Source organism: Algoriphagus sp. UBA3586 (genome assembly GCF_002376385.1).
Lineage (GTDB): Bacteria > Bacteroidota > Bacteroidia > Cytophagales > Cyclobacteriaceae > Algoriphagus > Algoriphagus ornithinivorans.
Map to the genome: position 1 here is coordinate 71,520 of NZ_DFMT01000033.1, position 423 is coordinate 71,942.

Here is a 423-nt window from a genome sequence, read left to right on the forward strand (position 1 = left end):
TCTCGGGCCAGCGCTGGGGAATCAAACTCAATTTATTTTCTAAGAAATCTCCGCTCCTTCAGAGCTTTTGGAAGTAGTATTTCAAAAGTCTATAGTTACCATCTAATTAAGAGAAATTCAATATGGATCAAATATTCTAAACCTCTCCTGAGGTTCTTTGAATCATGAACAATTGAACAAAAAACATCAATGCTAGCCTAAAGCTTGGAGCATCAATTACTCAATTAATCAATTACTCCATATCTCGCCGAAGGCATATCTTAATCTATCTTGAAAAATATCTTCTCTATTGCAACTCAAAAATTGTGTTGGGAATAAATATTTCGCTGAGGGCGTATTTCTAAGCTACTCGAGATTTGCAATCTCGAGTTCCTATCGAAGGATTTGTAATCCTTAAGAACCCTCCAAGGGTTGGTCAAAAGA